The sequence below is a fragment of the Demequina sp. genome, assembly GCF_047975725.1.
GTDB lineage: Bacteria > Actinomycetota > Actinomycetes > Actinomycetales > Demequinaceae > Demequina.
This window is the reverse complement of sequence record NZ_JBKEED010000034.1, coordinates 45,149-51,885: the sequence shown is the minus strand read 5'-3', so window position 1 is coordinate 51,885 and position 6,737 is coordinate 45,149. Positions and strand designations below refer to the sequence as shown.

Genomic DNA, 6,737 nt, shown 5'->3' with positions numbered 1-6,737 from the left:
CCGAACGTGCGGGCCTCGTCCGGGATGATCGGCACGATCCGCTTGCCGAACTCCTTGTCCTTCACCAAGTCCTTGAACAGCCGGACGAACGCCATTGTGGTGGCGACCTCCTGCTTTCCGGAACCCTTCTTGAGCAGCTCGTATGCCTTGTCTTCAGGCAGCGCGATCTGCTTGTTGGGGTCACGGCGCTCGGGCACGAAACCGCCCAGGTCCTTGCGGCGGTCGAGCATGTACTTGACCGCGGGGTCGTCGAAACCGGGGTGGTAGTACGGCGGGTGGTACGGGTCGGCCTCGAGCTGCTCGTCCGTGAACGGGATGTCGAAGGTGTCGCGCAGGACCTTGAGGTCGGCGGCGGCCAGCTTCTTCATGCCGTGCGTGGCGTTGCGGGCGGCGAAGTTCGAGCCCAGGCCGTAACCCTTGATGGTCTTGGCGAGGATCACGGTGGGCTTGCCGTTGGCCTGCGTGGTGGCCTTGAGGTACGCGGCGTAGAGCTTGCGGTAGTCGTGGCCACCGCGCTTGAGCGCCCAGATCTCGTCGTCGGTCATGTCCTTGACGAGCTCCTTGGCGCGCGGGTCGCCGCCAAAGAACTGGTCACGGATGAAGGCGCCGGACTCGGCGCGGAAGGTCTGGAAGTCGCCGTCAGGGACGGTGTTCATGAGGTTGACGAGGGCGCCATCCTCGTCACGCTCGAGCAGCGGGTCCCAGCTACGTCCCCAGATGACCTTGATGACGTTCCAGCCGGCGCCGCGGAAGTACGCCTCGAGCTCCTGGATGATCTTGCCGTTGCCTCGCACCGGGCCGTCCAGGCGCTGCAGGTTGCAGTTGACGACGAAGGTGAGGTTGTCGAGGTTCTGGTTGGCGGCGAGCTGCAGCATGCCGCGGCTCTCGGGCTCGTCCATCTCGCCATCGCCAAGGAACGCCCACACGTGCTGCTGCGAGGTGTCCTTGATGCCGCGCATCTGCAGGTAGCGGTTGGTCCAGGCCTGGTAGATGGCCGATGCGGGGCCAAGACCCATGGACACGGTGGGGAACTCCCACACGTCGTCCATCAGACGCGGGTGGGGGTAGGAGGACAGGCCGCGACCGGCGCCGGACTTCTCCTGGCGGAACGAGTCGAGGTCCTGTTCGTTGAAGCGTCCCTCGACGAAGCCGCGGGCGTACACACCGGGGGCCGCGTGGCCCTGGAAGTACACCTGGTCGCCGCCGCCGGGGTGATCCTTGCCGCGGAAGAAGTGGTTCAGGCCCACTTCGTACAGCGTGGCGACGGAGGCGTAGGACGAGATGTGACCGCCCACGCCCTTGCCGCCTGCCTGCGCGCGCGTCACCATGACGGCGGCGTTCCAACGGATCCAACCGCGGTAGCGGCGCTCCATCTCTTCGTCGCCAGGGAAGGCGGGCTCGTCGTCAGCGTGGATCGTGTTGACGTAAGGGGTGTTCAGGCTCAGCGGAACCGACAACTGCTTGGTCGCGGCGTGGTCGATGAGCCGGTCAAGCACATATTCGGCGCGGGACTCGCCACTGCTGTCGATCAGGCCATCCAGCGATTCAAGCCACTCGCCGGTCTCGTTCGGGTCCTTGTCAACCTCGCCGTGTTGTGCCACCGGTGACCTTTCTTTTGGGCGCAGGGGTGGTGCGCCGTGCAAACGTGTGGGTGGGGGCGGATCAGCCGCCGCTCTCGCCATTGTGGACACTTCTGGCGAGATTGTCACCCCAGCCTATCCGTCTGCTGTGCGTGCTCCGTGCCGTTGCCACGCCCCGGCCAGTCCCTCTACTGTGAGACATGCCCGCGCGCCCTGCGCGCATCGCCAACGAAGGGAGCATCGCCACCGTGGCGACTGAAGACGGTGCCCGCACCGTAGACGCAGGAATCCTTGACCGGTTCGGTTTCGAGCGTGGAATGGTCATCCAGGAATTCGGATACGACGACGACGCGGACGAACGCCTTCGCACGGCGATCGCCGATCTCACCGGCGAGGAGCTCGCGGACGAGGAGTACGGCGACGTCACCGATGCGGCGATCGTGTGGTTCCGCGACGGCGACGACGACCTCGCAGACTTGCTCATGGACGTGCAGTCCTTGCTCGACGACGGCGGCGGCGTGTGGCTGCTGACGCCCAAGGCAGGCACCACTGGCCACGTGCTGCCTGGCGAGGTGGAAGAGTCATCCTCCCTTGCGGGCTTGCACGCGACCTCCACTTTCGTGGTGGGTGAAGGCTGGTCCTGCACCCAGTTGGTCGAAAAGGGCCGTAGCAAGTGACCGTGCCTGAGGTGGGGACACCGGCTCCCGATTTCACCCTGACGGATCAGCACGGTCGGCGGGTGGCGTTGAGCGACTTCCGCGGATCGGCGGTGCTGTTGGTGTTCGTTCCTTTTGCATTCTCCGACACCTGCACCAACGAACTCATTGAGCTGCGTGACGCGCCTGACCTGACCAAGGACCGTGCGCTCGAGGTCATCGTGGTGTCGTGCGACTCGATCTACACGCTCAAGGCGTGGGCGGACACCCACGGCTACGGCGGCCAACTACTCAGCGACTTCTGGCCGCACGGCGAGGCGTCGATCGCCTACGGCGTCTTCAGTGAGCAGAAGGGCCTCGCGACGCGTGGCACCTTCCTCATCGACGCCCAGGGTGACCTCGCCTGGTCGGTCGTGAACCCCACGGGCCAGGCGCGAGAGATCGACGACTACCGCGAAGCTATCGCCGAGCTCGACTGATCGGTGGGCAGCGCGGTCCTCGTTGCCGCACCCCTGCGGGCGCTCGTGCGCCGGGTCCTGCAGACCGCCGATGCGCCTGTTGGCCTTCGTGTGGACGACTCGGCAATCGCGGCGCGGCAGTTGTACGCACGGCTTGGCTTCGTGTCCGTCGCCTGACCGCGCAGCAGCTCCATCGCCAGTATGCTCATGCAGTGCACGTAGCGGGTTGCTGCGGCGGAAGTCTCGCCTCACACCCGCAACGGCCGATGCGCCACGCAGGTGGCCGCGGGCCCTTAGCTCAGTTGGTTAGAGCACTGCGTTTACACCGCAGGTGTCGTCGGTTCGAGTCCGGCAGGGCCCACCTCATCAGGCATGGAGATCCCGAGTAGCGCGCTTCAGGCGCCGGGTGGCGATGGCGACGCAGGCCGCCACGCCGGCGACCACCGCAGCCGAGATCATCAGCCCCGCGGCCAAGAGCGCGGCACTCGCGGCTCCGAGGACGACCAGCGCCGTGGCGCGCACCGTGCGTGCGTCACGGCCGGTGAAGGTCTGCCATGCGAGCGCGCCGAGCCCGAACGTCATGAGCCCGCCCACTGCACGTAGGGCCCCACGGGCCGCAGCGAGGCCCACGGGGTCGCCAGGCTCGTCGAGCGCACCGGGGTAGTCCGACAGCGCGAGCACTCCCGACACGATCGCCATCACGACGGCGCCAAAGAGGAACGCTGCGGCAAGTGAGAGCCGACGGTCGACGAGGGTGGCCTTCGCGCTGACTGACGTGGGCATGCAGCGAGTCAACCACAGGAGCACGGGGCGGCGCTGGCGCCGCTCGTGCCCCTATCCTGGTGCCCTCGCAGTGAACCGGAGGAGGACCAGCCGTGGCCGAGCCGATGGGCGACAAGTACGACGCCTACGCCAAGCGCACCGATCACTGGATGGCCGTGCTCGCCTTCGTCTTCCTCGTCACCTGGTCCACGCGCATCATCTTCTTTGCGTCGCTACCCGGTGGGATCCGCAACACCCTGCTGGTAGTCCAAACGTGGATCTGGATTGTGTTCCTGGTGGACATCATCGTGCGCACGGTGATCTCCAAGAAGTCGTGGCGCTACCTGTGGACGCACCCCATCGACGTAGTGGCAGTCGTCATCCCTGCGGCGCGTCCGCTCAAGATCCTCACGACCTTTACCCAGTCGGCCGCCTTCGCCACCAGCAAGGGCAGGCTCCAAACCATGCAGGCCGTCGGGATGTCCGTGGTGCTGCTGCTGTGGATCGGATCGGTCGCCGTCCTAGCTGCGGAGCGACCCGTCGCGGATTCGGCGATCAACACGTTTGGCGATGCGTTGTGGTGGGCAATCGTGACGGTCACCACCGTCGGATACGGCGACTTCGCCCCCATCAGCGTCGAGGGGCGCGTCATCGCGGTGCTGATGATGCTCGTCGGTATCGCACTCATCGGTGTGGTCACCGCGTCCGTTGCGGCGGCATTCGTGCGGCTCACGTCGCAGGGCGACGAACTGGACGACGAGGAGCGCGCGACGGTGCGTCACGACGAACTCGTCGAGCGCATCGCGAGCCTCGAGGCCAAGCTCGACTCGCTCACGCAGTCCAAGCCTCACAAACCGCAGTAGCGTTAGCGCATGGCCACGGTCGCTGACATCGCGGAGATCCTCGAATCCCGCTTCCGTCCAGAACTCGCAGAATCCTGGGACGTCAACGGACTGACCGTGGGGGACCCTGCGGCTCAGGTCGACAAGGTACTTTTCGCGGTCGATCCCTCGCTCGCGGTCGTGGACGAGGCGATCGAGTTGGGCGCCAACCTCATCGTCACGCACCACCCGCTCTTGCTGCGTGGAGTGACCACCGTCGCGGCCACGACGTCCAAGGGTGCCGTCGTGCATCGGCTCATTAGCAACGGCATCGCGCTGTACAACGCCCACACGAACGCCGATGCGGCTGCCGGGGGTGTCTGCGACGCCCTCGCGACCGCGGTCGGCCTCGCGACCTCGACGCCCCTGTTGCCCGCGCCGGGATCCGACGCGGAAGGTACCGGGCGCATCGGCATGCTTGCTGGTCCGCTCACCCTTGGTGAGTTTGCGCAGGCCGTGGCCAAGGCGCTACCTCCCACGGAGCACGGCGTGCGCGTCGCCGGCGAACTCGAGGGCCTCGTGACCACCGTCGCGGTCGTGGGCGGCGCAGGCGACGGCTTCTTCGATGCCGTGCGCTCGAGCGGCGCCGACGTCTACGTCACTGCCGATCTTCGCCACCACCCGGCCACCGAAGCGCGCGAGCTCGCCGAGCTCGGCGATGGCCGTCCCTACCTAGTCGACGTCTCCCACTACGCCTCTGAATGGCTGTGGCTCGACGACGCTGCGGAGCATGTGGCAGATGCCGCAGGCGTGGACACCGTAGTCTCGACCCTTTCGACTGACCCTTGGACCGCGCGCTTTAGCGCCTAACCCTTCCCGTTACGGAGGACACCTGTGCCCACCGCCCCCGCCGCTGACCAGATCCGGCTTCTCGACGTCCAGGATGCTGACCTGCGCATCCAGCAGGCCGAGCACAAGCGTGCGACCCTGCCCGTGCTCGCGCAGTTGAAGGCGCTAGCCGACGAAGACGCAAGCCTTGAAGGCGAGGATGTGGCGCGTGCCACGGAGGTCTCGGATCTCCAGCGCGAAGTCACGAAGGCCGAAGATGACGTGCAGTCGGTGCGCGCCCGCAAGGAGCGCGACGAGCAGCGCCTGGCGACGGGTGGCACCAACGCGAAGGACCTGCAAGCGCTGCAGGCGGAACTGCAGATTCTCACCCGCCGCTTGGGCGACCTCGAGGACGTCGAGCTCGAGGTGATGGAGCGGCTCGAGGTGGCCCAGGCCGCTCTCGCCGAGGTGGGCGCGCGCCGCGAGGAGATTGCCAAGCGCACGCGCGAACTGGAGCACGCTCGCGACGTCGAGGGCCGCGCGATCGATGAGGAGATCGAGGCGGCCAGGGATGACCGCAAGGTCGCAGTGACGGGGCTCGACGCCGGCTTGGTGGCCCTCTACGAGCGCCTGCGCGACCAGCACGGGGGAGTGGGTGCCGCGGCGCTCGAGGGCACCACGTGCCTGGGCTGCCACATGAAGCTCAATCCCGCGGACCTGCGCGCCATCGAGGCCGCGCCCTTCGACCAGGTGCTGCGTTGCGAGGAGTGTGGGCGCATCCTGGTGCGTACGGACACCGCGTGAGTACGCACGAGCACGACACGGGGCCCGACGCGGGTCCCGAGTACGACGACTCGGTCGCCGCGCACAGCGGCCACGATGCTCCCGTCGAGACCATCGCGACGCGGGGCCGGTCGCTCTTTGCCATCGCCGACGGCGACCTCGTGAGCCCGCTCACCATGGTGCTGGTGCGCCACGGCGTCACCGACATGACGATCACCCACGAACTGTCGGGCTCGGGCACCGCTGGCCCGCCGCTCAACGCCCAGGGACGAATCCAAGCCGCCAAAGCGGCCGATGCGGTCTACAGCATCGGGCGTCGCACCTGGGACCGCGTGCCGCACGTGAGCCGAGTTTTCGCCTCACCCATGAACCGTACCCAGGAGACGGGTGCGGCCATTGGCCGGCGCATCGGCGCTCATGTCGAGACCGAGCCGCGCGTGCGCGAGGTGCACTTTGGCACCTGGGAGGGGCTCACGAGCGACCAGATCGCTGAGCGCTTTGGCAATGACATCCATGACTGGCGCTTTGGGTCACTCGCGGCTCCCGGCGGAGAGTCGATTCCGGACGTCGGCGCGCGCTTCGACGAGTTCCTGCGCGAGGTCGCTCGCGAGCACGCCCAGCTGTGCACTGACGGCGCCGACGAGCCGCGCGCGTGGGCGGTGGCTTCGCATGCCGTCGCGATCAAGTCAGCGGTCGGTGTCTCGATGGGCATGGATGTGAGCCACTGGGGATCGATCTGGCCCTCGCCAGCATCCGTGACCTTGCTCCAGTTGCGCGTGCGCTCGGACGGCGAGATCGCCGAGCGTCACCTGCTGTGCCTGGGCGCGCCCACGCACTAGCAGGCATGTG

The 6,737-nt window shown here is 67.2% G+C and carries 8 protein-coding genes, 1 tRNA gene and 1 pseudogene; 8 read left to right on the top strand and 2 right to left on the bottom strand.

Features of this window, described 5'->3' with window-relative positions; all coding sequences use genetic code 11:
- A pseudogene (locus tag ACK5NO_RS12720) lies at positions 1–1,601 on the bottom strand (pyruvate dehydrogenase (acetyl-transferring), homodimeric type); the annotation flags it as partial.
- A 179-nt stretch (positions 1,602–1,780) separates the two neighbouring features.
- Between ACK5NO_RS12720 and ACK5NO_RS12715 the strand changes: the two are divergent.
- From ACK5NO_RS12715 to ACK5NO_RS12700, 4 genes are all read left to right on the top strand, one after another.
- Positions 1,781–2,257 (top strand): DUF3052 domain-containing protein, encoded by a 477-nt coding sequence (locus ACK5NO_RS12715; protein ID WP_416813052.1) that lies wholly within the window; start codon positions 1,781–1,783, stop codon positions 2,255–2,257.
- Between the two features lie 2 nt (positions 2,258–2,259).
- Entirely contained in the window at positions 2,260–2,715 is a 456-nt protein-coding gene (locus ACK5NO_RS12710) for a peroxiredoxin (protein ID WP_416813051.1), read from the top strand.
- A 3-nt stretch (positions 2,716–2,718) separates the two neighbouring features.
- Positions 2,719–2,871 (top strand): hypothetical protein, encoded by a 153-nt coding sequence (locus ACK5NO_RS12705; RefSeq protein ID WP_416813050.1) that lies wholly within the window; start codon positions 2,719–2,721, stop codon positions 2,869–2,871.
- A gap of 110 nt (positions 2,872–2,981) precedes the next feature.
- A tRNA-Val gene (locus ACK5NO_RS12700) sits at positions 2,982–3,055 on the top strand.
- Positions 3,056–3,060: 5 nt separating this feature from the next.
- On the opposite strand, the gene ACK5NO_RS12695 is transcribed toward ACK5NO_RS12700, so the two are convergent.
- Positions 3,061–3,477 (bottom strand): hypothetical protein, encoded by a 417-nt coding sequence (locus ACK5NO_RS12695; RefSeq protein WP_416813049.1) that lies wholly within the window; start codon positions 3,475–3,477, stop codon positions 3,061–3,063.
- Between the two features lie 92 nt (positions 3,478–3,569).
- On the opposite strand from ACK5NO_RS12695, the gene ACK5NO_RS12690 reads away from it, so the two are divergent.
- Genes ACK5NO_RS12690 through ACK5NO_RS12675 form a run of 4 tightly spaced genes read left to right on the top strand, consistent with a single transcriptional unit; the run spans position 3,570 to position 6,727 of the window.
- Entirely contained in the window at positions 3,570–4,319 is a 750-nt protein-coding gene (locus tag ACK5NO_RS12690; RefSeq protein WP_416813048.1) for a potassium channel family protein, read from the top strand.
- Positions 4,320–4,328: 9 nt separating this feature from the next.
- The gene (locus tag ACK5NO_RS12685) at positions 4,329–5,147 is read left to right on the top strand and encodes a Nif3-like dinuclear metal center hexameric protein (RefSeq protein ID WP_416813047.1); all 819 of its coding nucleotides are present in this window, start codon (positions 4,329–4,331) and stop codon (positions 5,145–5,147) included.
- Positions 5,148–5,171: 24 nt separating this feature from the next.
- Positions 5,172–5,909, top strand: a complete 738-nt coding sequence (locus tag ACK5NO_RS12680) for a zinc ribbon domain-containing protein (RefSeq protein WP_416813046.1) — start codon at positions 5,172–5,174, stop codon at positions 5,907–5,909.
- A complete protein-coding gene (locus ACK5NO_RS12675) occupies positions 5,906–6,727 on the top strand; it encodes a histidine phosphatase family protein (protein ID WP_416813045.1) in 822 nt (273 codons plus the stop codon). The genes ACK5NO_RS12680 and ACK5NO_RS12675 overlap by 4 nt, the downstream gene beginning before the upstream one ends.
- Positions 6,728–6,737 lie beyond the last annotated feature (10 nt).